The sequence below is a fragment of the Streptomyces sp. WMMB 714 genome (assembly GCF_900090125.1).
GTDB classification, from domain to species: domain Bacteria; phylum Actinomycetota; class Actinomycetes; order Streptomycetales; family Streptomycetaceae; genus Streptomyces; species Streptomyces daqingensis.
In genome coordinates, this window is sequence record NZ_FMHJ01000001.1 from 514,701 (window position 1) to 538,311 (window position 23,611).

At 71.4% G+C, this 23,611-nt stretch carries 21 protein-coding genes; 13 read left to right on the plus strand and 8 right to left on the minus strand.

From position 1 onward, the window contains the following. Positions 1-3: 3 nt before the first annotated feature. Positions 4-1,488 carry an amino acid permease gene (locus tag H181DRAFT_RS02080; RefSeq protein ID WP_045862376.1) on the minus strand — a complete coding sequence of 495 codons (1,485 nt, stop codon included), beginning with the start codon at positions 1,486-1,488 and terminating at the stop codon, positions 4-6. Between the two features lie 427 nt (positions 1,489-1,915). Here H181DRAFT_RS02080 and H181DRAFT_RS02085 point away from each other — a divergent pair, with 427 nt between their 5' ends. Together H181DRAFT_RS02085 and H181DRAFT_RS02090 are read left to right on the plus strand one after the other, a co-directional pair. Further along, positions 1,916-2,176 carry an SGM_3592 family protein gene (locus tag H181DRAFT_RS02085; RefSeq protein WP_045862377.1) on the plus strand — a complete coding sequence of 87 codons (261 nt, stop codon included), beginning with the start codon at positions 1,916-1,918 and terminating at the stop codon, positions 2,174-2,176. A 524-nt stretch (positions 2,177-2,700) separates the two neighbouring features. Next, on the plus strand, positions 2,701-3,738 hold the full coding sequence (locus tag H181DRAFT_RS02090) for a sigma-70 family RNA polymerase sigma factor (RefSeq protein WP_045862378.1): 1,038 nt from the start codon (positions 2,701-2,703) through the stop codon (positions 3,736-3,738). A 60-nt stretch (positions 3,739-3,798) separates the two neighbouring features. Here the strand turns inward: H181DRAFT_RS02090 and xylA are convergent, their stop codons facing one another. Further along, positions 3,799-4,965, minus strand: coding sequence for a xylose isomerase (gene xylA, locus H181DRAFT_RS02095; RefSeq protein WP_045862379.1), 1,167 nt, complete (start codon positions 4,963-4,965; stop codon positions 3,799-3,801). 134 nt (positions 4,966-5,099) lie between these two features. Between xylA and xylB the strand changes: the two genes are divergently transcribed. From xylB to H181DRAFT_RS02125, 6 genes are all read left to right on the plus strand, one after another. Continuing rightward, complete coding sequence (gene xylB / locus H181DRAFT_RS02100) at positions 5,100-6,527, plus strand: xylulokinase (RefSeq protein ID WP_045862380.1); 1,428 nt, start codon at positions 5,100-5,102, stop codon at positions 6,525-6,527. Between the two features lie 49 nt (positions 6,528-6,576). Further along, a complete protein-coding gene (locus H181DRAFT_RS02105; protein ID WP_045862381.1) occupies positions 6,577-7,776 on the plus strand; it encodes an ROK family transcriptional regulator in 1,200 nt (399 codons plus the stop codon). Between the two features lie 723 nt (positions 7,777-8,499). Beyond that, positions 8,500-8,679 (plus strand): hypothetical protein, encoded by a 180-nt coding sequence (locus H181DRAFT_RS29275; protein WP_045862383.1) that lies wholly within the window; start codon positions 8,500-8,502, stop codon positions 8,677-8,679. A gap of 95 nt (positions 8,680-8,774) precedes the next feature. Next, a complete protein-coding gene (locus H181DRAFT_RS02115; protein ID WP_045862384.1) occupies positions 8,775-9,539 on the plus strand; it encodes a bestrophin-like domain in 765 nt (254 codons plus the stop codon). A 97-nt stretch (positions 9,540-9,636) separates the two neighbouring features. Next, positions 9,637-11,121, plus strand: coding sequence for an acyl-CoA synthetase (locus H181DRAFT_RS02120; protein ID WP_254666661.1), 1,485 nt, complete (start codon positions 9,637-9,639; stop codon positions 11,119-11,121). 115 nt (positions 11,122-11,236) lie between these two features. Beyond that, entirely contained in the window at positions 11,237-11,437 is a 201-nt protein-coding gene (locus tag H181DRAFT_RS02125; protein WP_045862385.1) for a hypothetical protein, read from the plus strand. 26 nt (positions 11,438-11,463) lie between these two features. On the opposite strand, the gene H181DRAFT_RS02130 is transcribed toward H181DRAFT_RS02125, so the two are convergent. Further along, entirely contained in the window at positions 11,464-12,474 is a 1,011-nt protein-coding gene (locus H181DRAFT_RS02130) for an acetylxylan esterase (protein WP_045862386.1), read from the minus strand. A gap of 115 nt (positions 12,475-12,589) precedes the next feature. On the opposite strand from H181DRAFT_RS02130, the gene H181DRAFT_RS02135 reads away from it, so the two are divergent. Then, the gene (locus H181DRAFT_RS02135) at positions 12,590-14,014 is read left to right on the plus strand and encodes a lipase maturation factor family protein (protein ID WP_045862387.1); all 1,425 of its coding nucleotides are present in this window, start codon (positions 12,590-12,592) and stop codon (positions 14,012-14,014) included. A gap of 261 nt (positions 14,015-14,275) precedes the next feature. Then, positions 14,276-15,592, plus strand: coding sequence for a hypothetical protein (locus H181DRAFT_RS02140; RefSeq protein ID WP_052708425.1), 1,317 nt, complete (start codon positions 14,276-14,278; stop codon positions 15,590-15,592). A gap of 61 nt (positions 15,593-15,653) precedes the next feature. Here H181DRAFT_RS02140 and H181DRAFT_RS02145 read toward each other — a convergent pair whose 3' ends face one another. From H181DRAFT_RS02145 to H181DRAFT_RS02155, 3 genes are read right to left on the minus strand one after another with little or no spacing between them, the layout of a single operon-like run. Then, entirely contained in the window at positions 15,654-16,394 is a 741-nt protein-coding gene (locus H181DRAFT_RS02145; RefSeq protein ID WP_045862389.1) for a methyltransferase domain-containing protein, read from the minus strand. Next, a complete protein-coding gene (locus H181DRAFT_RS02150; protein ID WP_254666662.1) occupies positions 16,391-17,104 on the minus strand; it encodes a TIGR04282 family arsenosugar biosynthesis glycosyltransferase in 714 nt (237 codons plus the stop codon). Before H181DRAFT_RS02150 ends, H181DRAFT_RS02145 begins: the two co-directional genes overlap by 4 nt. A 32-nt stretch (positions 17,105-17,136) precedes the next feature. Next, positions 17,137-17,802, minus strand: a complete 666-nt coding sequence (locus tag H181DRAFT_RS02155) for a glycosyltransferase family 2 protein (RefSeq protein ID WP_045862390.1) — start codon at positions 17,800-17,802, stop codon at positions 17,137-17,139. Between the two features lie 125 nt (positions 17,803-17,927). Here H181DRAFT_RS02155 and H181DRAFT_RS02160 point away from each other — a divergent pair, with 125 nt between their 5' ends. Further along, the gene (locus H181DRAFT_RS02160; RefSeq protein WP_045862391.1) at positions 17,928-18,692 is read left to right on the plus strand and encodes a response regulator transcription factor; all 765 of its coding nucleotides are present in this window, start codon (positions 17,928-17,930) and stop codon (positions 18,690-18,692) included. Continuing rightward, positions 18,685-19,869: a sensor histidine kinase gene (locus H181DRAFT_RS02165; protein ID WP_045862569.1), complete on the plus strand. Its 1,185-nt coding sequence runs from the start codon at positions 18,685-18,687 to the stop codon at positions 19,867-19,869. The genes H181DRAFT_RS02160 and H181DRAFT_RS02165 overlap by 8 nt, the downstream gene beginning before the upstream one ends. Positions 19,870-19,946: 77 nt before the next feature. Here H181DRAFT_RS02165 and H181DRAFT_RS02170 read toward each other — a convergent pair whose 3' ends face one another. Further along, positions 19,947-20,987: an NAD-dependent epimerase/dehydratase family protein gene (locus H181DRAFT_RS02170; protein ID WP_045862392.1), complete on the minus strand. Its 1,041-nt coding sequence runs from the start codon at positions 20,985-20,987 to the stop codon at positions 19,947-19,949. A 164-nt stretch (positions 20,988-21,151) separates the two neighbouring features. Here H181DRAFT_RS02170 and H181DRAFT_RS02175 point away from each other — a divergent pair, with 164 nt between their 5' ends. Further along, entirely contained in the window at positions 21,152-22,486 is a 1,335-nt protein-coding gene (locus H181DRAFT_RS02175; RefSeq protein ID WP_045862393.1) for a 4-hydroxybenzoate 3-monooxygenase, read from the plus strand. On the opposite strand, the gene H181DRAFT_RS02180 is transcribed toward H181DRAFT_RS02175, so the two are convergent. Continuing rightward, positions 22,420-23,520, minus strand: a complete 1,101-nt coding sequence (locus H181DRAFT_RS02180) for a glycosyltransferase family 2 protein (protein WP_045862394.1) — start codon at positions 23,518-23,520, stop codon at positions 22,420-22,422. The two genes, H181DRAFT_RS02175 and H181DRAFT_RS02180, sit on opposite strands and share 67 nt — an antisense overlap. Positions 23,521-23,611: the final 91 nt, after the last annotated feature.

Here is a 23,611-nt window from a genome sequence, read left to right on the forward strand (position 1 = left end):
AGGTCAGCCCTTCCCCGCGGGGTACGCCTCCGCCGAAGCCTTCTCCGCGGCCTCCCTGTTCCCGTGCTTGCGCTGCAGCCAGACGCCGAGTGCCAGGACGACCACGCCGACGGCGACGGACATCACCATCTGCTCCCGGCCCTCCTTGTCGTAGAACATGTAGCCGATGACGAAGAGGATCAGCCCGATGGTGGCGTACGTCAGGTAGGGGTACAGCCACATGCGCACCGTGTGCCGCTCCGGGGTCTCCCGTTCGATCATCGGCCTCATCCGCAGCTGCGAGAGGCAGATGACGAGCCACACGAAGAGCGCGACGGCTCCGGAGGAGTTGAGGAGGAACTGGAAGACGGTGTCCGGCGAGGTGTAGTTGAAGATCACCGCGACGAACCCGAAGGCCACCGAGGACCAGATCGCCACCGCCGGCACGCCCCGCTTGTCCACCTGCGAGAAGGACTTGGGCGCGTCGCCGCGCCTGCCCAGCGAGAAGGCCATGCGCGAAGCGGTGTAGAGGCCGGAGTTGAGACAGGAGAGGACCGCGGTCACCACGATCACGTCCATGATCGTGCCCGCGTGCGGGATGCCGATCTCGTTCAGCGCGGCGACGTACGGGCCCTCGTCGACCACTGCCTTGGAGTTCCACGGGAGCAGCATGACGACAAGGAGGATCGAACCCAGGTAGAAGCTGCCGATGCGCCAGATCACGCTGTTCGTGGCGCGGCGCACCATCTTCTCCGGATGGGCGGACTCGCCGGCGGCGAGGGTGACGATCTCGCTGCCCATGAAGGAGAAGACGACGAGCAGCATGCCGGAGAGGATCGCTCCCGGCCCGTTCGGCAGGAATCCTCCGTGGTCGGTCAGGTTCGAGGTGCCGGTGGCCTCGGAGCCGGGCAGCAGCCCGAAGACGGCGAGCCCCGCGATCACGATGAAGGCGGTGATCGCGACGACCTTGATCCCGGCGAACCAGAACTCGAACTCGCCGTAGGAGCCGACGGAGGCGAGGTTGGTGGCGGTCAGCAGCACCATCACGATCAGCGCCCAGGCCCACTGGGGGACGGACGGGAGCCATCCGGTGAGGATGGTGGCGGCCGCCGTCGCCTCGACGGCGAGGACGACGACCCAGAAGAACCAGTAGAGCCAGCCGATGGTGAAGCCCGCCCACCGCCCGAGTGCGCGGTCGGCGTAGGTGGAGAAGGAACCCGACGAGGGGTTCGCCGCGGCCATCTCGCCGAGCATCCGCATGACGAGCACCACCAGCAGCCCGGCCAGCAGATAGGACACGAGGATTCCCGGCCCGGCCTTGGCGATGCCCGCTCCCGAGCCGACGAAGAGCCCGGCTCCGATGACTCCGCCGATCGCGATCATCGACAGGTGCCGGTTCTTCAGTCCGGCCTTCAGGGAATCCTGCTCCGCGGGCCCTTCCGGGGAAGGCGGGTGCCCTGAGTGCTCGCCCTCAGCACCCTCTGTCACATTCGACTGTCGCACGCCCATCTCTACGTTCCTTCAGTTCCCTGGGCGAAATCTCGTTCTGCGCTCCATTCGAAGGCTTCTGCGAGAAATCACTCCGCAGTCAGAGTCAATGGGCCACTAGAAACCCGCATCGAGCAGCCGGTCAAGGTGACCTGAGTCTCATAGCGGACAGTGAACAGACGCCTGCCCAGCGAGGTCGGACATCCCGGGCGCCGCGCAGGAAAGCAGGCATAGGACCCGTCGGCCTTCCCGGACACCCGCACCTTCTCTCCACCCCTTCTTCGCACCCCTTCTCCGCGTTCGCATCCGCACCCGCTTTCACCACTCGCCCCGCTTGCCCTCTCCCGCCGCCGTGATGCGCGCGGAACGCGTGCGACGGGGAAGGCGTTCCACAAAGAGATCCCGGCGGGCCGGACCGGCCGGCCGCAGACCGGACGGAGGCAGCTTGATGGACGACAGGCCGGGGGGCGGCAGCGCGGACGAGGGCGCCGGGAAGGGCGACTGGGAAGAGGACCTCGTACTGGACGAGGAGTTCATACGAGGCGCCGAGTCGAAGGAGCCCGCCGCGAGGACGAGGATGCTGCAGGAGCGCTGGCGGGACCGGCCGCCGGAGCCGCAGCCCTGGCGCGCGGACGAACCCCCGGCGGGCTGGTTCTTCAGCAAGAGCCGCCGCCGGGAGCGCAAGCGGCGCCGCGGCAAGAACAGCTGAGAACCGCCGCGCACCGGCGGCGCGACGGCCGAACCCACTCCGGCCACGTCGCACCGCCGTTGCACTGTGCCCAAAATGGCGCCCCGGGTCGCGGTCGCGCACCCGACCCCCTCGCACCGCTTCTCCCGCCCGCCACTCTCGCCGGGTCCGCCGAGAAGGACTCAACCAGGGTCTGCCGTTCGGATCGCCGTGGATCGGGCCGCGGCGTCGGATGCAGCGCATCGCAAGGCGCACGACCGTCCTCGTAGCGGGCGTGCTCGGATGACTCCGGCAACGCTGGGACACCTCCCGCGGAGCGGGAGAACTGCTGTGGTTGCCGTCGCGGATGCGCGGAGATCCGAAGACAGGTCCTCGCGCTTCTTTACCTCCCGCCCCATTCCGATCGGGCACCATATGGGCGGAGAATGTCCATATCGGTAGCTCTATACGCGGAGCCTCCTCAAGTTATTCGCACATTCTTGCGACAAACTCGTGCTGCACCTGGCAGGCTCTCCGCAGCGTCGGACAAGGCGAAAGGCGAAACGATGACAGACGGCACCCGCGGCGACTCCCTCACTGCGCCTGCTACCGACGCCCCGCCGGGCCGTGACGACCTGCTCGACCGGGCACAGCCGTACCGGCGGGAACTGCTGGCGCACTGCTACCGGATGATGGGTTCGGTGCACGACGCGGAGGACCTGGTCCAGGACACCTACCTGCGGGCCTGGCGCGCCGCCGACCGCTTCGAAGGGCGTTCCTCCCTGCGCACCTGGCTGTACCGGATCGCCACGAACGCCTGCCTGACCGCCATCGAGAGCCGGGGCCGGCGTCCGCTGCCCTCAGGTCTGGGCGCGCCGAGCGACGACCCCGAGCGCCCGGTGGTCGAGGCGCCGGACGTGCCGTGGCTGGAGCCGGTGCCCGACGCGATGTTCCGGGGCGAGCAGCCGTCCGACCCGGCCGCGGTCGTCGTCACGCGCTCCAGCATGCGGCTCGCCCTCGTCGCCGCGCTTCAGCACCTTCCGCCCCGCCAGCGGGCCGTACTGCTGCTGCGGGAGGTGCTCAAGTGGCGTGCGGCCGAGGTCGCGGAGCTGCTGGACACCACCACGGCGAGCGTCAACAGCGCCCTGCAGCGCGCGCGGGCGCAGCTGCAGGAGGCCGAGCTCACCGAGGAGGATCTCTCCGAACCCACCGACCCGGCGCAGCGCGAGCTGCTCGACCGCTACGCCAAGGCGTTCGAGAACAGCGACGTGTCGGCGATCGTGCAGCTGTTCAAGGAGGACGCCGTCTGGGAGATGCCTCCGTTCCCGGAGTGGTTCCGCGGCCGGGACGCCATAGCGCGGCTGATCGGCGCACAGTGCCCTATAGGCCCCGGCGAAGGGTTGATGCTGCCCACCGCGGCGAACGGGCAGCCCGCCTTCGCGCTGTACAGCCGGCACGAGGGCGGGGACTACCTCCCGTTCCAGCTGCACGTCCTCACTCTGGGCCGGGACAGCGTCGAGCGGGTGACCGCCTTCTTCGGCGACGACCTCTTCCGCAAGTTCGGCCTCCCCGAGTCCGTTCCCCGGGACGCGGACCGGCGCTGATCGGAAGCCGCTCCGGAGGCCGGCGCGAAGGAGTACCGCGAAGGAGTACGGGGCCGCGTCTCACACGCCGAGGAGATGGTCCACCGCCAGCTGGTCCAGGCGTTCGAAGGCCATGCCCCGCTCGGCTGCGGCCTCCACGTCGAACTCCTCGAAGGACGCGGTGTCCGCGAGCAGTTGGGCCGGCGTCTCCCCCTCTCCCAGGGTGGGCCGGGCGAGCTGGTCGAGCCGTGAGGCGCGCAGCGCCTCCTGTACGGCGGGATCGGCGCGGAAGGCGGCGGCCCGTTCGCGGAGGATCAGGTAGTTGCGCATGCAGGCCGCGGCGGACGCCCATACGCCGTCGTAGTCCTCGGTGCGCGGGGGCTTGAAGTCGAAGTGCCGGGGGCCTTCGTACCCTCCGCTCTCCAGCAGGTCGACCGTCCAGAAGGCGGAGCGCAGGTCGCCCGCCCCGAAGCGCAGGTCCTGGTCGTATTTGATGCCCGACTGCCCGTTGAGGTCGAGGTGGATGAGCTTGCCAGACCACATGGCCTGGGCGATGCCGTGCGGGAAGTTCAGACCGGCCATCTGCTCGTGGCCCACTTCGGGGTTGACGCCGAAGAGTTCGGGCCGCTCCAGGCGGTCGATGAACGCCAGGGCGTGCCCGACCGTCGGGAGCAGGATGTCGCCGCGCGGTTCGTTCGGCTTCGGCTCGATGGCGAAGCGCAGGCCGTATCCCTGCTCGGTGACGTACTGGGCGAGGAAGTCGAAGGCTTCCTTCATGCGGTCCAGCGCCGCCCGCACGTCCTTCGCGGCACCCGATTCCGCCCCCTCGCGGCCGCCCCAGGCCACGTAGGTCCGTGCGCCCAGTTCGGCCGCGAGGTCGATGTTGCGCATCGTCTTGCGCAGGGCGTAGCGGCGTACGTCGCGGTCGTTGGCCGTGAAGGCGCCGTCCTTGAAGACGGGGTGCGAGAAGAGGTTCGTCGTCGCCATCGGGACGGTCATCCCGGTGGACTCCAGCGCCTGCCGGAACCGCTTGACGTGGGCGTGGCGTTCGAACGGCGAGGTGCCGAAGGGGATGAGGTCGTCGTCGTGGAACGTGATCCCGTACGCCCCGAGTTCGGACAGCCGTCCCACGGCCTCCACCGGGTCGAGCGGTGTGCGGGTCGCCTCGCCGAAGGGGTCGCGCCCCAGCCAGCCCACGGTCCACAGGCCGAAGCTGAACTTGTCGTCGGGTGTCGGCCGATAGTTCATCCTGCCGCCTCTCTCCCCATGTGTCCGAGCGGGGCGGCGCGGCGCGCGACCCCTATTCGTCATGACTGTTGACAAATTAGTATGCGCGCAGGGACGCACCGTGGGAAGACGTCGAAGAGGGAGCTGAGGGGTTCATGTCCGCACCAGAGGGACCGCTCGTCGTCGGCGTGGACAGCTCGACGCAGTCGACCAAGGCGCTCGTCGTCGACGCCGCCACGGGCCAGGTCGTCGCACGGGGCCAGGCGCCGCACACCGTCACCCCGGGACCGGGTCACGAGAGCGACCCGGAGGAGTGGTGGAGCGCTCTGGAGGGGGCTCTCGAACAGTGCGGTCCGGCCGTCCGGGAGGTGTCGGCCGTCTCGGTGGGCGGCCAGCAGCACGGACTCGTCACCCTGGACGCCGCGGGACGGCCCGTGCGGCCGGCCCTGCTGTGGAACGACGTACGGTCCGCGCCGCAGAGCGACCGGCTCGTCGAACAACTGGGCGGGCCGCAGGCGTGGGCCGACCGCATCGGGAGCGTCCCCGCGCCCGCCTTCACCGTCACCAAGTGGGCGTGGCTGTGCGAGAACGAACCGGACGCAGCGGCGGCGACCGCTGCCGTCCGGCTTCCGCACGACTACCTGACGGGACGCCTCACCGGTGCGGGCACCACCGACCGCGGCGACGCCTCCGGTACCGGATGGTGGGCGGGCGCCGACGGGTCCTACGACGAGGAGATGCTGGAACTCGTCGGACTCTCCCGCGAGTTGCTGCCGCGCGTCCTCGAACCGGGTGAGGCCGCGGGCACCGTGCGGCCGGGGCTGCCGCTGCCCGCCGGCGCGCTCGTCGCCGCCGGTACGGGCGACAACATGGCCGCCGCTCTCGGGCTCGGCCTGACGCCCGGCCTGCCGGTGCTGAGCCTGGGCACCTCGGGCACCGTCTACGCCGTCTCCGAGCGCAGGCCCGCCGACCCCACGGGCACCGTCGCCGGTTTCGCGGACGCGCGCGGAGACTGGCTGCCCCTGGCGTGCACCCTCAACTGCACGCTCGCCGTGGACCGCGTCGCGACGCTGCTCTCCCTCGACAGGGAAGCGGTGGAGAGCGGCGGAGATCTCGCGCTCCTGCCCTTCCTCGACGGTGAGCGCACCCCCAACTTGCCCTACGCCTCAGGGCTGCTGAGCGGCCTGCGGCACAGCACGACCGCGGGCCAGGTCCTGCAGGCCGCCTACGACGGCGCCGTCTTCTCCCTGCTGCGCGCCCTCGACCAGGTACTCGGGGACGGCGGCCGCCCGGACGCACCGCTGCTGCTGATCGGCGGCGGCGCGAAGGGCACGGCGTGGCGCGAGACGGTGCGGCGCCTGTCGGGCAGGCCGGTGCAGGTGCCGCGCGCCGAGGAGCTGGTGGCGCTCGGCGCGGCGGCGCAGGCGGCGGGGCTGCTGCTGGAGGAGGATCCGGCCGCGGTGGCGCGCCGGTGGGGCACCGCCGAGGGGCCCGCCTACGAAGCCGTCTCCCGCGACGATGCCGCCCTGACCCGGATCGCGGACGCCCTCTCAGGTGCGGATACGCTGCTGCGGCGGCCCTGAGCCGCGGCACTCGCTCTTTCCCGAAACACCCCCGGAGGATGGGACCTTGATGGCGATCCCCGCGCCCAGCTCGCAGCGGGAGATGCGGCGGCGCAACCTGTCCCGGGTGCTGTACGCGGTCGCCGAGGCGGACCAGGTCTCACGCGCTGCCGTCGCCGCGCGGATCGGACTGACGAGGGCGTCGGTCTCCACTCTCGTCGAGGAGCTGCTGCGTGCGGGGTTCCTCGTGGAGCTGGGGCCCGGGCGCTCCGGAGGCGTCGGCAGACCGGGCAACGCGCTCGCGCTGACCGACCTCGGGCCGTGCGGTCTCGGCGCCGAGATCGGAGTGGACCACCTCACCGTGTGCGCCGTCGACCTGCGCGGTCAGGTACGGGCCCGCCGGACGGACGAGGCGCCGAACCGCGGAGAGGGCCCGGCGTCCGTGCTGCGGCGGCTGGGGTCGCTCACCGAACGCGTCTCGGCCGACGCCGGCGCGGCCGGTCTGCGGCCCGCAGGTCTGGCCGTGGCCGTACCGGGTCTGGTCACCCGCTCCTCCACGACCGTGGTGCACGCCCCGAACCTCGGCTGGCACGACACCGACATCGCCGAACACCTGCCCGGCCCCCTCCGGCTGACCGTCGACAACGAGGCCAACTTCGGCGCGCTCGCCGAGCTGTGGCAGCGGGAGCCGGAGGACGCACCGGCCGACTTCGTCCACGTCTCCGCCGAGGTCGGCATCGGGGCGGCCGTCGTGCTGGACGGGGAACTCCTGCGCGGCAGGCGGGGATTCGCAGGCGAGCTGGGCCACGTACCCGTGGAGCCCGACGGCCCCGATTGCGCCTGCGGAGGATCGGGCTGCCTGGAGCAGTACGCGGGAGAGGCCGCGATGCTCGGCGCCGCGGGCGTCGAGGCGTCGGGAGCGGGCGGCCGCAGCGCGGCGCTCGCCGAGCTGCAGGCCCGGGCCGAGCGCGGCGACCCGGATGCGCTGGCGGCCTTGCGCCGGGCGGGCGGAGCGCTCGGCATCGCGCTCGCGGCGGCCGTCAACCTTCTCGACCCGCGGGCGGTGGTGCTGGGCGGAACGCTCGCCGGGCTGGCGCCCTGGCTGCTGCCCTCTCTCGAAGCGGAGCTGCGGCGGCGCACCGCGGCGCCGGGCGCCGTGCCGGAGCTGGCCGTCTCCGCGATCGGAAGCGCCGGCCCGTCGCTCGGGGCGGCGCACTCGGTGGTGCGCACGGTGCTGAGCGACCCGCTGCCGTACGCCGCCGCACGCTGAGCGCGTGGACCGGCGCAACCGTCCGCCAACCGGCATCAGCGGAGAATTCAGCACTTCGGGGGAAAGCTGACGGGATGCCACCACGAAGCATCCCCGTCCCGGCACATTCTCGACCGTGTGAACCGACGGCACCTCTTGCTGAGATGGCATGGCGCAGCGGCAACAGTCCTGTGCGGTACGGCCCTTGCCCTGGGCTGTGTCGCTCCCGCAGCGGCCTGGTCCCCGCCCGGGCCACCCGGATCCCACCGCACCGGCATACCCTCCGCGCAGACCGGCGGCGGCGATGCCCGTCCGCCGGAGACGCGTCAGCCTCCTCCCCCGGCGGACGTGAACGGGCACGCCACGGCCGGTGGTTCACATCTCTCGGTCCAAGCGGGCGATGCGGGGGCCGAGTTGACGACGCGGCACGGGCGCTGCCCCGGCGCGGAGCTCGTCGTCGTGGCCGGAGGCGTACGGGTGCGGGTGGAGGCCGGTTGCGCGTGCGTGCCTGAAACGCCGCGGCCCACTCCCCCGCCGCCGCCCGAACCCTCCCCTCCTCCGCCCGCGGAGCCCCCACCGCCGGAGCCCGAGCCGACGCCCTCCCGCAGCTCGACGCCCCCGTCTCCGGCCGTGCACCGGCCGGCGGCGCCCTCCCGTCCGGCGCCGGCGCCGTCCTCGCCTGCCGCCCGCGAGCCGGTGGCGAAGGCCCCTTCCCCGCCCGCACCGGCCGCGTCCCGGCGGCCGGTGCCCGCGCAGCTCACCCCCGTCGAACGGGACTCCGAGGGCGAGCTGCCACTGGTCACCCGCACCCTGCTGATCGTGGCCCCGGCCGTACTGGCGGCGGCCGCTCTGCGCTCCCGCAGCAGCCGCGGCACGTCGTCGTCCCGCACCGGCACGTCCGGCTCGTCCCCGTTCTCCGGCTGACCCTGCCCCGCTGAAGGGCCGCCGTACTGCCGGCGGCCGTTCAACCGGCCGCGCGCTTGCGCACACCACCGCATCCGACCTCACGGGAGAAACCCATGCCCGATTGGCTCGTCCTGGTCCTCGGCATCCTCATGGCCTGCGCCCTCGTGGTGAGCGTCGTGGTACTGCGGCAGCGGCGCACCACGGAGACCGACCCGTCCGAGACACCGGACGTGATCGAGTACATGACGATGATGATCGGCGTGGTGTACGCGATCGTGCTGGGGCTGGCGATCGCCGGTGTCTGGGAGGCCCGCAACGTCGCCGACGAGGTGGTCGGGGACGAGGCCCAGGCCCTGCACGAGGTGTACGAGCGCGCGCAGGTCCTTCCCTCTGCTGAGCGCGACCGCATCAGGTCGGACGTCCGCGCGTACGTGCGCCACACGGTCGCGACCGAATGGCCGCACATGAAGGAGAACGGCGAACTGACGCAGCGTGGGGAACAGTTGCTCGCGGAACTCCGCGAGGACGTCCTCGAGTTCGCGCCTCGCACGACACGCGAGGAGCAGGCGTACGTGGCGATGGCGGAGAAGGTCGCCGCCGTCGACGCCGCCCGCACGGAGCGGGAGGGAAGCGCCGAACCGACCCTGCCGGGGGTGGTGTGGCTCGGCCTCTTCGCGGGCGCGGTGGTGTCGGTCGGGATGCTCTTCGCCCTGCAGATCCAGCGGTCCGCCAGGGAGCTGCTGCTGGCGGGACTGTTCACTGCACTCATTGCGTTCCTGCTCTTCCTCGTCTGGCGGTTCGACTCGCCCTTCTCGCGCGGCCTGACGGATCCCATGGACGCGTTCACCTCGCTCTTCCCGCACGCGACAGGTGGATGACCGCCGCGCCGGGACTCCCGGCGCACGCCTGGTCACCGCGGTGCGGGCGGATGAGATGCTGACGGTTCCCGATCCGGATCACGAAGGAGGAAGCCGGGTGTCCTCGCTCTTCCCCGCGCTGAACGCCGTGCCCGACCGCACGGCGCTGCGTTTCGGCGACCGCACGCTCAGCTACAGCCAACTCGCCGCCGCAGCCGGGGAGACGGCGGTCCGCCTGGGGGACGCGAACCGAATCCTGGTGTGGGCCACCCCGACCCTGGAGACGGGCGTCGCGGTCGTGGCCGCGTTGCTGGCGGGGGTGCCCGCGGTGCCGGTCAATCCCCGCAGCGGGGAGCGGGAGCTCGCGCACATCGTCGCCGACAGTTCGCCTTCCCTGGTGCTCGCCGCAGCGGAGACCACGCTGCCGGAGACCCTGGCCGGGCTGCCCCGGGCGGACGTCGCGACGCACGTCGACGGTGCCTCAGCGCACTGGGCCTCGGCTCCCGATCCGGATCCGGAGTCGGCCGGTCTGATCGTGTACACCTCGGGCACGACGGGGCCGCCGAAGGGAGTCGTCCTCTCCCGGCGCGCCGTCGCCAGCAACCTGGACGCACTGGCCGACGCGTGGGAGTGGACCGAGGACGACGTACTGGTCCACGGCCTGCCCCTCTTCCACGTGCACGGCCTGATCCTCGGAGTGCTCGGACCCCTGCGCCGCGCCGGGACGCTGCACCACCTCGGCCGGTTCTCACCCGAGGGCGTCGCGGCCGCCCTTTCGGCCGGGGGCACGATGCTCTTCGGTGTGCCGACGATGTACCACCGGCTCGCGGAGGCGCTGGAGAGCGAACCGGGGCTGGTGACGGCGCTGTCCGGAGCGAGGCTGCTGGTCTCCGGTTCCGCTCCCCTGCCGCTCTCGGACCACGAGCGCATCACCGCCGCGACGGGACGTCACGTCATCGAGCGGTACGGCATGTCCGAGACGCTGATCAACACCAGCGTGCGCGCCGGCGGCGAACCCCGGCCGGCAACGGTGGGGGTGCCGCTGTCCGACGTCGACCTGCGTCTCGTGGACGAGTCGGGGCAGCGCGTCGGCTCCGGCGGCGGGACCGGCGCGGACGTCGTCGGGGAGGTGCAGGTGCGGGGGCCGAACCTCTTCACCGAGTACCTCAACCGTCCGGACGCGACAGCCGACGCATTCGACGGCGGCTGGTTCCGCACCGGGGACATGGCGACGCTGGACGGTGAGGGCAACGTGCGCCTAGTGGGCCGCAAGGGCACCGACCTCATCAAGAGCGGCGGCTACAAGATCGGGGCGGGGGAGATCGAGAACGTCCTGCTGGAGCACCCGAAGGTCGCCGAGGTCGCGGTGACGGGCGCGCCCGACCCGGACCTCGGCGAGCACGTCGTGGCGTGGATCGTGGCCACCGACCCCGCGCAGCCGCCGTCCTCGGAAGAGTTGACGGAGTTCGTGTCCGGGCAGCTCGCCCCGTACAAGCGGCCGCGCACGGTGCACTGTCTGAAGGCTCTGCCACGCAACGACATGGGGAAGGTCCTCAAGCGGGACCTGGTGCTGCCCGGGCCGGGCGAGGCCGGAACGGAGTGAGGCCCGCTCCCGGCGGGCGGGGTCGCAGTAAAAGGCCGTGGCGGCGACTTAAGTCGCGGCGGCGGCTGCCTTCGGCGGACAGCGCTCCGGAGGCGGCCCCTCCTAGCGTGCCGTCATGAACAAGATTCTGGGCTTCATCAGTTTCGTCCTGATCGTGCAGGGAGTGGGCGGTGCCGTCCACCACTTCTCCGGCTGGTTCGACGGCTGGGGTCTCATCCACCGCGTCGGATTCCTCGAGGGCTACGAGATCTTCGCAGCCTGCGCCCTCGTGGTACTCGGTGTGGCGGTGGGCGCGGCCTCCGACAAGGTGGGCTAGCGGCCGGGCGGCGGGCGCTGATGGGCTCAGCGGCTGCCCGAACCGTCGACGGGGTCGGGCGACAGGCCGTGGGAGCGGAGCCAGCGCAGCGCCTCGGGCGTCTGCGAGCCGCGGCCGCCCCCGTGGTCGCCGAACTCCCAGACGACGACCTCCTTGTCGCCGCTCTCATAGGCGTTGAAGGCGGCGAATACTGTCGACGGAGGGCAGACGGGGTCCATCAGCGCCACGCTGAAGAGCGCGGGGACCGTGGCCCGCCTCGCGAAGTGCAGCCCGTCGAAGTAGTTGAGCGTGGTGAAGACCCTTTCCGGGGCGATGCGCATGTGCACGCCCAGGTAGTGGGCGACCTCCGGATACGGCCCCGCGGCCGCGAGTTCGACGCCGCGACGGATGTGGGACAGGAACGGCACGTCCGGCAGGCAGGCGGCCACTTCCGCGCCGAGGAGTCCGGCCACCGCGAGCGCCATTCCCCCGCCCTGACTGTGGCCCGTCACGGCGATACGGGCGGGGTCGACGGCCGGGTGCGCCCGCAAGGCGTCGACAGCCCGTACGGCGTCGGTGATCAGACGACGGTAGTAGTGGTGCTCGGGGCCGTCGATGCCGCGCGTCATGAATCCGCCCACGTACTGCGGGCCCGGCAGGGGATCCGGGTCCGGAGTGTCGTGTCCTTGGCCACGGCTGTCGACCACCAGGTGGGCGTAGCCCGCCGCGCTCCACAGCAGATGGTCGGTGTGCAGTCCCCTGCCGCCGCTGTAGCCGATGTAGCTGACGACCGCGGGCAGCGGACGGTCGGCACCTGCCGGGAGCAGCAGCCAGGCTGCGACCGGTTGACCGCCCCAGCCGGGGAACCGCACGTCGTAGACCTCGACCGTGCGCAACGGGGACTCCGTCAGGCGCCGGAACTCCGCGGGGGCGGCCGCCGTCGCGGCCTCGCGCGCGGCTGCGAGGGTGCCCGTCCAGAAGTCGTCGAAGTCCTCCGGCTCCGGGACTGAGGGCCGGTACGCGCGGAGCGCCTCCAGCGGCATGTCGGTCAACGGCACGGCATTCCCCTCACGCGTACACGACTTGCAGGCCACAGCATCGCACGGGGCCGCGCAGCGGCGGCTCGCCCCACTTGGCGCTCGTGAGAACGCCCGCGGGTGGTATCCGTGCTCCATGGACTGGTTTGCGGCATCCGACTACTGGCTGAGCCGGCTCGTACTGCAGCGTGCGCTGGCGGGGATCTATCTGGTCGCGTTCGTCTCCACTGCACTGCAGTTCCGCGCGCTCATCGGTTCGCGGGGGCTCACGCCCGTACCCGTGTTCGTGCGGCGCGTACCGTTCCGCGCTTCGCCCAGCCTCTTCCACTGGCGCTACTCGGACCGGTTGTTCGCGGGCTGCTCCTGGGCGGGGGCGGGTCTCGCCGCGGCGGTCGCGGCGGGGGCCGCCGACGCCGTTCCGCTGTGGCTGTCGATGCTGATGTGGGCGGCGCTGTGGCTGCTGTACCTCTCGATCGTCAACGTCGGGCAGCTCTGGTACGGCTTCGGCTGGGAGTCGCTTCTGCTGGAGGCCGGCTTTCTGGCGATCTTCCTGGGCAACGCGCGAACAGCGCCGCCCGTACTGGTCCTGTGGCTGCTGCGCTGGCTGCTCTTCCGCGTCGAGTTCGGAGCCGGCCTCATCAAGTGGCGCGGCGACAGGTGCTGGCGGGAGCTGACGTGCCTGGACTACCACCACGAGACGCAGCCCATGCCGGGGCCGCTCAGCTGGTTCTTCCACCGGCTGCCGAAGCCGCTGCACCGTGTGGAGGTGGCGGCGAACCATGTGGCGCAACTCGTCGTGCCCTTCGGGCTGCTGCTGCCGCAGCCCGTTGCCACTGTCGCCGCGGTCGCCGTCATCGTCACGCAGTTGTGGCTGGTGCTGTCGGGGAACTTCTCGTGGCTGAACTGGCTGACGATCGTCCTCGCCGTCTCGGCCGTGGACAGCTCCTCCCTCGCGGCTCCGCCCTCTTTCGGAGAGACGCCGCTGTGGTTCACGGTGCTGGTCTGCGCCGTCACCGCGGTGATGGTGGTGCTCAGTTACTGGCCCGTGCGCAACATGGTCAGCCGCCGCCAGCAGATGAACGCCTCGTTCAACACGCTCCATCTGGCCAACACTTACGGGGCGTTCGGCAGCGTCACCAGGCTGCGCCACGAGATCGTGATCGAAGGCACCGACGAGGAGCGGCTGACGGAGAACACCCGCTGGCGGGAGTACGAGTTCAAGGGCAAGCCGGGGGACGTGAGCCGCGCACCGCGCCAGTTCGCTCCGTACCATCTGCGGCTGGACTGGCAGATGTGGTTCGCCGCCCTCTCACCGGGCTACGCGCACGGGTGGTTCGAGCCCTTCGTCGCCCGCCTGCTCGAAGGCGACCGGGACACGCTGCGCCTGCTGCGCCACAACCCCTTTCCGCAGTCGCCGCCGCGCCACGTACGGGCGCTGCTCTACCGCTACCGGTTCACGACCTGGCAGGAGAGGGGGGAGTCCGGTGACTGGTGGCACCGCACGCTGGTCCGCGAGTTCCTTCCGCCGGTGACCGCCCTCCAGGCCGCTGACCCGGACTGAACGCGCTGCCGGCGGATCGACTGGCACAGCGTCACGTGCCGGATATGACATGTGCCTTACGCCTGCCGCCTGAGACGCGAAGTGCGCTGGTCAGCGCCCTACGGTGGAACGGTGACCACTCCCCCTCCCTCTGCTGACGGGAAGACCGGCAAGGCCCGCGGAGCCGGCGGCCCCGCCGACGGCGCGCAGACTCCGCAGGACTCACGGTGCGACGGCCGTCGCACCGGAGCCCCGTGCGGCAGCCGCCGCCCCTCCCGCGGACTGCCGTTCGACTTGTGTGCGGTTGCCGCAGCCGCGCTGCTGTTCACCGCCGCCGCTGTCGTGGGCCGCTCGTATCCGGACAGCGCGGGGACACTCCGGCTGCGCTGGCCCCCGATGTCGGCGTACTGGCTTCCGCACTGGGGGCCGGGCACCTTCGCCGCCCTCACTGTCGCCGTACTGGCCGTCGCCTACGGTCCGTCCCTTGCCCGGACTCTGCCCTGGCGCGCTCTTCCCGTCGTCTGCTGGGCGGGAGCGATGGCGTGGAGCTGGTCGCTCGCTCTCGTTGACGGATGGCACAGGGGCGTCGCCCACCGGCTCGCCGCCAGATACGAGTACCTCCAGTCGGTCGACGAGGTGCACGACGTCGGAGCGACGCTGCGCGAGTTCACCGGCCGCATCCTCATGGACGCACCCGACAACTGGCCTCCCCACGTCGCCGGCCATCCCCCCGCCGCGCTGCTGACCTTCGTCGGCCTCGACCGGCTGGGCCTGAGCGGCGGGGGCTGGGCAGCGGCCTTCGCCATCACAGCGGGCGCCTCCGCTGCTGCGGCGGTGCTGGTGACGGTCCGCGCGCTGGTCACGGAGGACGCCGCCCGCCGGTGCGCACCGTTCGTGGTGCTCGCGCCCGCGGCGGTGTGGATGGGGGTGTCCGCCGATGGGTACTTCACGGCGGTCAGCGCCTGGGCGGTGGCTCTGCTCGCGCTGTCGGCGACACGGAAGACGCGTGCGCCGCGGACTGCGGCGCTCTGCTCCGGCTTGCTGTTCGGCCTTACGTGCTACCTGTCGTACGGCCTCGTCCTGATGGCAGCCGTCGCTCTGGGTGTGCTGGCCGCGGCACGCACGGTGCGACCGGTGCCCTTCGTCCTGCTGGGGATCGCCCCCTGGTTCGCCGTCTTCACCGCTGCCGGATTCTGGTGGTTCGAGGGGTACTTCACTCTCGTCGAGCGCTACTACCAGGGCGCGGCACGCGTCCGTCCGTACAGCTACTTCGTGTGGGGCAACCTCGCTGCCCAGGTGGCGGTCGTCGGTCCCGCTGTGGTGGCTGCGCTGCGGCGGGCGTGCGTGCCGGACACGGGAGCCGGGCCGGAGCGGCGGCTGGGCGCGCTCAGGCTGCTGACGGCAGCGGGAGCGTGCTGCCTGCTGGCCGCGGACCTGTCGGGGATGAGCAAGGGCGAGACGGAACGCATCTGGCTTCCGTTCACACTGTGGCTGCTGCCCGCGACTGCGCTGCTGCCGTCGCCTTCGACGCGGTGGTGGCTCGGGGCGCAGGCGGGGCTGGCTCTGACGGTCAACCATCTGCTCGTCACCGGGTGGTGACCGCGGGACGCCGCCGCAGCGCTCCGGAGGGCAGCCGGATACCGCGGCCGGGACCGCCCTTTCAGCCGTCCGTGTGGAGACCGGCTCGTCCCGATGAGGCGGTGATCCGCCTGCCACCGGACTGCTCTCCCAGCCCTGCGCGCTTCACGGCGACAGGCCGTAGGCAGAGGAACGGGCGCTCCTGGTACCGCCATTCACACACGACGCTCCAGCCGGCTCCGACGGCCGCCTCGCGCAGCGCACTGCGTCCCAGACGGGCCCAGGGGAAGGCGGAACCGTAGCCGCCGGTGCCGTCGTCGAGGCGGACCTCTATCCGCTCCTCCACCTCGACGGATGCCGCTTCGACGTACAACCGTCCCTCAGGTGCGAGGAGTTCGCGGACCCGGTCCAGCAACGCCACCGGGTCGCCGCCGATACCGATGTTGCCGTCGAGCAGAAGCGCGCACTGCCACCGGCCCTCCCCGGGCAGCGGAGCGAACACGGACCGCTTCAGCGCCGCGCCGCCCATCCGCCTCGTGCGGCTGACGGCGACCGGGGACGTGTCCACACCCAGGACGGGCAGCCCCATGCGGGACAGCGCCGCCACCAGGCGCCCCGGCCCGCAGCCGATGTCGAGAACGGCGCCCGCGCACAGCCGCAGAACGCTCATGTCACCGGAGTCGGCGCCCCGGCACCACCGCTCCACCTCCAGCGGCAGCAGCCAACCGTCCGCGCGGCGGAGGAACAGGGGGCCGCGGCCCGCACGCAGTGCCTCGGCGTACGGGTCCGCGTCCGCACACCAGGGAAGTGCCGGTGCGCTCACGGGGCGACCGCCCGGCTGAGGCCGGCGTGCACCGCAGCGAAGCTTCCGGCACAGTGCGCCGCGATCTGCTCTGCGTCGTCGGCGGTGTCCACGTCGCGCAGCACGGGCAATTCCCGCACAGTCAACCCCGCCTCGATGAGGCGGCGCCGCTGCACCTCACCGGTACGGGAGGTGGACATGGGCACTCCACGGACGAGGTCGGGCCGGGGACGGCGGAACCCGAGCGCCCAGAAACCGCCGTCCGCGGCAGGTCCGAAGCACGCGTCGCGTTCATCCCACGCGTGCGGGCCGGTCGACTGCGCCAGCAGTCCCGGCGTGATCTGCGGGGTGTCCATGCCGATCAGCAGAGCGGGACCGTCGCACTGCCCGAAAGCGGAGGCGATCCTCTCGTCGAGGCCTCCCTTGCTCTGCGGTACGACCTCGAATCCGTCAGGCAGCCACGGTCCGGGACGTCCGTCCAGTACCAGCACGCGCCTGCGCGCAGGTGTGCGGGCAACCGTGCACAGCGTGTCGTGGAGTGCGGCCTCTGCCAGCCGGGCCGCTTCCGACGGGCTGTACGGCGGGGTCAGCCGTGTCTTCACGCGGCCGGGTACGGGTTCCTTCGCGATGACGAGGACCGTCGTCCCGGAGGGCGAGGAGGCGCGTAGCTGCGAGGGGGCCACGGCCGTCCGGGGCAGCGGTTCCTGAGCCGTGCCGTCCGGACAGGGCACGGCGGCGTTCCTTCCGGCGCGGGGAACTCCGGTCATCGCAGCACCGCCCGCATGTCCCGGACCGCGTGCCAGGTGCCCCTCCAGGTCCCGGTCACCTTCGACTTCCCCGCCCGCGGCAGGTAGTCGACCTCGGTCTCGGTGATCCGCCAGCCCGAATCGGCTGCGCGCACCACCATCTGCAGGGGGTAGCCGCTGCGCCTGTCACTCAGTCCGAGATCCAGCAGCGCCTCGCGCCGTGCCACACGCATCGGCCCGAGGTCGTTCAGGCGTACTCCGGTGCGCCGTCGCACCATCCGTGACAGGACCCGGTTGCCGACACGCGCGTGCAGCGGCCAGGCGTTGCGCCGTACCGGACGCCGTCGCGCCAGTACGAGATCCGCCTCGCCCGCCCGGACGGGTGCGGAGACACGTGGCAGCGCGCCGGGGTCCAGGGTGGCGTCGCAGTCGCAGAAGGCGATGAACTCGGCCTGCGTGGCGAGCAGTCCGGCGTGGCAGGCGGCTCCGAAGCCGCGGCGCGTCTCGTGCACGACGTGCGCCCCGTGCTCGCGGGCGATCGCGGCGGACCCGTCCGTCGAGCCGTTGTCGACGACGACAGCCCGCCATCCCGCCGGAATCCGCTTCAGGACCCAGGGCAGCGCCTCGGCCTCGTTGAGGCAGGGGAGGACGAGGTCGCCCTGCCATGGCTGGGAGTTGGTCATCTGCCTCACCCTACGAACCCAGAACGGACATAAGGGACCGACGCACCTTACGGAAGCCTGACGTCAGCGCCCTGAGCGGGTTCCGCACATCCCCAGGAGCCGTCGCCGGTGCCAGACTCGCCGGCATGCGAACGATGCCCATGCCGCCGCCCCGCCGCCGGGTACTGGTCGTCGACGACGACCCGACCGTGACGGAAGTGGTGGCCGGTTACCTCGACAGGTCCGGCTTCACGGTCGACCGCGCCGCCGACGGGCCCGCGGCCCTCGACCGCGCACAGGCCGCTCCGCCCGACCTCGTCGTGCTGGACCTGATGCTGCCCGGCCTGGACGGTCTGAAAGTGTGCCGGAAGCTCCGCGAGGAACGCCCTGTCCCCGTGGTGATGCTGACCGCGCGCGGCGACGAGGAGGACCGCATCCTCGGTCTCGAGGTAGGCGCCGACGACTACGTCACCAAGCCCTTCAGCCCCCGCGAACTGGTGCTGCGCGTCGAGTCGGTGCTGCGCCGCGCGGCCGCGCAGCCCGTCCAGGGGCCGCTGCTGGGCGGAGGCGGCATCACGCTCGACCCTGCCGCCCGTACGGTCTCCGACGCGCGCGGCCCTCTGGCGCTGACGCTGCGCGAGTTCGACCTTCTGGCGCACTTCCTGCGGAATCCGGGACGGGCCTTCAGCCGCGAGGAGTTGATGACCCATGTGTGGGGCTGGGACTTCGGCGACTTGTCGACGGTAACGGTGCACGTGCGGCGTCTGCGGCACAAGGTCGAAGCCGATCCCGCACATCCGCGTCTGATCACCACGGTGTGGGGCGTCGGTTACCGCTTCGACGATCCTGGCGCGAGAGGTGCAGCGGAAGACCCGGAGGCCGGTGCGGACCGCGGAGGCGCAGGTGCGTGACCTTCTGCTCATCGCACTGCACGCGGCTCTCGGCGCGGCCGCCGTGGGCCTCGCCGGCCTGTTGGCGCTCCGGGCCCTGCGCCGCAGATCGGTCGCTGTCTCGCTCGCCGTGCTGACCGCCGTGGCGGTCGGCTCGATGCTGGCGGGCACGCTGTCCGTGGCATGGGCGATGCTGCTCAACAAGCACGATCTCGGTGTGGTGACGACGGTCTGCGCCGTCGCCGCCGTGACGGCCACGGTGACGGCGCTGCTCCTCGGCCGCTGGGTGATCAGCGGTCACCGGGCCCTGGAGCAGGCGGCGCGCACGCTGGGCGAAGACGGCTTCGGCAACGGCGACAGCGACAGCGACGGGAGCGGAAGCCGCTTTTCGAGCGTGCTTCCACGGCCCCGCGACGGGGGTTTCGTGGCGCCCGCCACCCCCATGCCAGCCGAACTCACAGCTCTCGCGAGACAGTTGGAAGACACCAGCACGAGGCTTGCGGCGTCCCGGAAACGCGAACGAGCCCTGGAGGCCTCACGCCGCGAACTGGTCGCCTGGATCTCGCACGACCTGCGTTCGCCGCTCGCAGGCCTGCGGGCCATGGCCGAAGCCCTCGAGGACGGCATCGCGGAGGACCCCGCCCGCTACCACCGTCAGATCCGCGGAGAGGTGGAACGCATGACGGGAATGGTCGGCGACCTCTTCGAACTCTCGCGCATCCAGGCCGGTTCCCTCACCCTCTCCCCCACCCGCGTATCCGTGTACGACCTCGTGTGTGACGCCATCGCCGGAGCCGACGCCCTCGCGGTGGAACGCGGGGTGCGCCTGGCCGAGGAAGGCGTCGAACAGGTCCCGGTCGAAGTGGACGGCCGGGAGATGACACGGGTCCTCGCCAACCTCCTCGTCAACGCGATCCACCGCACACCCGCTGACGGCACAGTCGCTGTCGCCGCGCGGCGGGAAGCCCGCACCGTGGTGCTGTCGGTCACCGATCAGTGCGGCGGCATACCGGCAGGTGACCTCCCCCGGGTGTTCGACACCGGCTGGCGCGGGACCGACGCCCGCACCCCCACCGAAGGCGCCGGACTGGGGTTGGCGATCGTGCGCGGCATCGTCGAAGCACACCGGGGGCGGGCGGCGGTGCGCAACGTGCCGGGAGGCTGCTGCTTCGAGGTCACCCTCCCCGCAGCGCAGTGAACACCCCTGTCGTGCGCCGACCGCCGGGGTGGTGACGGTCCCCCTTGCCCAGGCGGTCGGCGCACGACAGGGACCGCTCAGCGAGCGAGGACCGGCACCGCCGCAGAGGGGGCGAGTTGCGCGTGGGCGAAGCGCGTCATCCCCTCCGTGAAATCCACCTGAGCACGCCAGCCCAGGTCATTCAGGAACCGCTCGGAGGAAGCAGTGATGTGGCGGACGTCCCCCAGGCGGTACTCGCCCGTCACCACCGGCTCCGGCCCCCCGAACGCCTTGGCCAGCGCGTGGGCCATCTCCCCGACGGTATGCGGCGTGCCGCTCCCCGTGTTGTACGCGTGCAGCTGCCCCGCCGGCCGCTCGCCCAGCGCCTCCAGCGCCCTGAGATTGGCTGCGGCGACGTCGTCGACGTGGACGAAGTCCCGCCGCTGCGCACCGTCTTCGAACACGCGCGGAGCTTCGCCACGCTCCAGCGCCGACCGGAAGAAGGAGGCCACGCCCGCGTAAGGTGTGTCCCGGGGCATGCCGTCGCCGTAGACGTTGTGGTACCTCAGGCTCAGCACCCGGCCGTCCGTCGCGCGCGCCCATGCGGCCGCGAGGTGCTCCTGCGCCAGCTTGGTCGTCGCGTAGACGTTCCGCGGGTCGACGGGTGCGTCCTCACCGACGAGGCCGGGCTCGAGCGCCGCGCCGCAGCGTGGGCACGGCGGCTCGAACCGGCCGCCGTCCAGATCCCGTACGGATCGCGGTCCGGGACGCACCGGCCCGTGGAGCGGACAGCTGTAACGCCCCTCCCCGTACACCACCATCGAACCGGCCAGCACGAGTCCGCGAACGCCGGCCTCGGCCATCTCCTCGAGGAGCACGGCCGTGCCGAAGTCGTTGCGGCTGACGTACTCGGCGGCGTCGCTGAAGCCCTTGCCCAGGCCGACCATGGCGGCCTGGTGGCAGACCGCGTCGACGCCCTCCAGCGCCCGGAACACCGCGTGCCGGTCCCGCACGTCTCCGACAAGCCCCCGGTCTGACGGTGCCGTGTCGAGTACCACCGATTCGTGACCCGCCGCCTCCAGTGCGCACACGACGTGCGAACCGATGAACCCCGCTCCACCTGTGATCAATACGCGCATGAGGCAACGCTACGGTCGCGCCCTGGTGCAACCGCCCGTTCCGCCCCGTGTGTCAGCGTTCCGTAAGGTCTGGTCAGACCGCCGCCCGGTTGAGACGATCACCGCATGCACCACGAACACCTGAGCGGGACAGACAAGCGCACGACAGGCGGAGCCGTTCGCTGATGACGGACGGAAGGCGAACGCAGGCCGCGCCCGCGCACGTACCGCACGAGACCACCGTCGCCATCATCGGCGCCGGACCAGCCGGTCTGCTGCTCGCCCGGTTGCTGCACCAGGCCGGCATCGACAGCGTCGTACTGGAGAGCCGCGACCGCGCGTACGCGGAGCATCGGCAGCGGGCGGGAATGCTGGAGCAGACCACGGTCGACGTTCTTCGCGGGTGCGGAGCTGGCGAACGAATGGACCGGGAAGGGCTCGTGCACGACGGCATCGAACTGCGCTTCGCCGGCCGCGCACACCACATCGACTTCCCCTCACTCGCCGACGGTCGCCGCGTGACCATTTACGCGCAGACCGAGATCGTCAAAGACCTCATCTCCCTCCATCTCGCCAAACTGCAGAACACCTCGCCCCTGCTTTTCGACGCAGAGGTACACACCGTCGACGGCATCACCGCGGGCACAGATGCGGACTCCGCCGATCCCGAGCGCGGGACGGTCTTCTCCAGCAACAGCACGCGGCCCACCGTGCGATACACCTACGGAGGCGAAGAGCGCGTCCTGCACTGCGACTTCGTCGTCGGCTGCGACGGCTTCCACGGCGTTTCGCGCTCGGCGCTGCCCGCCTCGGTCGCCCGTACCTACGAGCGCGAATACCCCCATTCCTGGCTCGGCGTCCTCGCCGACGCACCGCCTTCCTGCGATGAGCTGATCTACGCGCACTCGCCCCGCGGATTCGCGCTGCACAGCATGCGGTCCCCGACCGTCAGCCGCCTCTACCTCCAGGTGCCGAACGGGACGGATCCGGACGAGTGGCCGGACGGGCGGATCTGGGACGAGCTCGACACCCGGTTCGCCCTCGCGAGCGACCCGGACTGGCGGCTCAACCGCGGGGCCATCACCTCCAAGGCGGTGCTGCCCATGCGCAGCAGCGTCACCGAACCCATGCAGTACGGAAGGCTCTTCCTCGCGGGGGACGCGGCGCACATCGTGCCGCCCACCGGCGCCAAGGGCCTCAACCTCGCAGTCGCCGACGTCGCCGTGCTGGCCGACGCCTTCGCACGCCACCACGCCTCCGGCGACACCGCCGCTCTCGAAACCTACTCAGCCCGCAGGCTGCGGCGCGTCTGGCGGGCTGAGCACTTCTCCTACTTCATGACCACGACCCTCCACACCGTGCCGGACCAGTCCCCCTTCGACACTCGCCTTCAGCTCGCACAACTGGAGCGCATCGCCTCCTCCCGCACCGCGGCCGCCGAACTGGCGGAGAACTACGCCGGGCTCGCTCTGCTCGACAGCACCGGCGACGGTGATGCCGGCCCGCGTCCCTTCTCGTAGACGGTCAACCCCTTGGAGATGCGCAGCGGTACGAGGACGAGCTCCACGGCGACGGCCTTCCACGCGTACCAGAGGTTCACGAGCTTGGCGGGGTAGACGCAGGGGATGTTGAGCAGCACTTCTCGCAACTTGAGCCTGCGTTTTCGAGCCGCGTAGACCAGTGGTGGCAGCGTGAATACCAGCTCCGCACTCAGCCACCACAGCAGAGTGGGCACCACGCCGTGCCCCAGCCAGACCGTCAGCACGACCGGCGCGCTCCACCACAGCGGTGCGGTCAGGATCTCCAGCATCGCCAGCAGCACCCAGACGGCGAGTATCGGTTTCCGCCTGATCAACTGCCCTGTGTGCAGGCGCACGTTCTGGCAGAACCCCGCCATCCAGCGCCATACCTGCTTGCGCAGATACAGCAGGGTCTCCGGGTCCGCCGCCCATGCGACGGCCTCACCGACGTACCGCGCACGCCGCCCCGCGATCTGCTGTGACCAGGTGAAGTCCATGTCCTCCACGATGGTCCGCTCCGGGAAACCGCCGAATCCGACCAGCACCTCCCTGCGGAAGACCGAGCAGCAACCCGAACACACCATGGGGCTGTTCGCCCGCTGCTGGATCGGGCGGTGCCAGTGGAACCCGAAGAGGTATTCCACTGAGCGGCCCCGCTCCCACACCGTCCTGGCGAAGCGCGTCTGGACGTTTCCGGCAGCGACCACGACGGCCGGATCGTCAAATGCCGGGACGATCCGCTCGATGTAGTCCTCGGCCAGGACCGTGTCGGCGTCCACCGCGAGCACGAGCTCCGAAGTGCAGTGCGGCAGTGCGTAGTTCTGCGCTCGCGCCTTGCTGCCGAGGTTCTGGGGCGGGCGCAGAACCTGCACGCCGTAGCTGCGGGCCACGTCGCCCGTGCCGTCACTGGAGGCGTCGTCGACGACGATCACCTGCTCCGGAGGCACTGTCTGCCCGAGAACCGATTCAAGGGTGGCCGGCAGCCCCTCTTCCTCGTCATGAGCGGGGACGATCACTGTGACGCTGCGGCGCATGGCGTCACCTCCCGTCCTCCCCCGCGCCTCCGGCGCCCCTGCCCGCGGAAGCACCGGTTCAGGGCGTCCCGCCCTATGACCAGGGCGCCGA